Annotated in this window: 2 protein-coding genes; both read left to right on the top strand. The window is 49.3% G+C overall.

All coding sequences use genetic code 11. The annotated features are described in order from the left end of the window. The coding region (locus DW059_RS15525) for a virulence-associated E family protein (protein WP_242986332.1) at positions 1–740 on the top strand (740 nt) is incomplete at its 5' end. A gap of 241 nt (positions 741–981) precedes the next feature. Further along, a complete protein-coding gene (locus tag DW059_RS15515; protein ID WP_006873181.1) occupies positions 982–1,179 on the top strand; it encodes a hypothetical protein in 198 nt (65 codons plus the stop codon). Positions 1,180–1,345 lie beyond the last annotated feature (166 nt).

Raw genomic sequence — 1,345 nt, 5'->3', positions numbered from 1 at the left:
ATGACAATGTGTACCGCAAGCTGCAAGGTCACTGGATTATTGAAATGTCGGAAATGATGGCAACCGCCAACGCCAAGAGCATTGAGGAAATCAAGTCATTTTTAAGCCGACAGAAAGAGGTTTACAAGATACCCTATGAAACCCACCCAGCAGACCGCCCCCGTCAGTGCGTGTTTGGCGGCACTTCCAATGCCCTTGACTTCCTGCCCCTTGACCGTTCCGGCAACCGCCGCTTTATCCCCGTCATGGTGTACCCGGAGCAAGCCGAGGTTCACATTTTGGAGGACGAAGCCGCTTCCAGAGCCTATATCGAGCAGATGTGGGCAGAAGCGATGGAAATTTACAGAAGCGGCAGGTTCAAGCTGGCTTTCAGCCCTGCCATGCAGCGGTATCTCAAAGAACACCAGCGGGATTTTATGCCGGAGGACACCAAAGCCGGGATGATACAGGCGTATCTTGATAAGTACACCGGGAGCATGGTCTGCTCCAAGCAGCTCTATAAGGAAGCCTTGAACCATGCCTTTGACGAGCCGAAGCAATGGGAAATCCGGGAAATCAACGAGATTATGAACCAGTGCATTTCTGGCTGGCGGTACTTCCCGAACCCAAGAATGTTTTCAGAATATGGCAGACAAAAGGGCTGGGAGCGTGAAAACCCGGCAACGGACTCCGGCAACCCGTCTGAAAAAACGATGGACGGTTTTGTGGAGGTCACAGAACCGATGGAGCTTCCATTCTGAAAATGACAGCCCGTTGCATCCCCTGTTGCTATCCCGTTGCCGAGCCGGTTGCCGGGGAAAATCCCGAAACTATCGGCTTTTCTCCCCTATGACAACCAAAACAACAGAAAAATAAAAGAAAAGTATAAATAGTAACCACCGCCAGATTGAGATTGTTTGCAAGGTCTTTTGAAGCCCGTTGCCGGACTTCGTTGCCGACACCCTCTGTCTGGCTATTTTCATGTATGGAGGATAACTGCCTATGGCAAAAAACAAAACAGAGATTCATGTTACAACGGTGTTTGACGGGGAGCTGGACGCAACCGATGTGTTCGTCAGCCTGATTTCCCAGAAATACGGCAAAACAAATTCAAAAGAATATCTTGCTAAAAAGAAAGATTTGAAGTATAATGAAGATGAGGTTCAAAAGAGCCAGATACCGTCTGGATTGTGTGGGTAAATGGCTATGATGAACGAAATGGAATACAGAACAATCGGTTCGGCACTTGCCGGGGGTTATCGTGCGGCGGTCTATTGCAGGCTGTCAAAGGACGATGACCTGCAAGGCGAAAGTGCCAGTATCGCAAACCAGCGTGATATGCTGGAAAAATACTGCGAAAAGCAGG

It is taken from the genome of Roseburia sp. AF42-8, assembly GCF_003435965.1.
GTDB lineage: Bacteria > Bacillota > Clostridia > Lachnospirales > Lachnospiraceae > Roseburia_C > Roseburia_C amylophila.
This window is presented reverse-complemented; position numbering and strand designations above follow the sequence as displayed.

Bases quoted from the DNA above. Each gene is read 5' to 3' on its own strand.
- DW059_RS15515 (WP_006873181.1), top strand. From the start codon at position 982: ATGGCAAAAAACAAAACAGAGATTCATGTTACAACGGTGTTTGACGGG.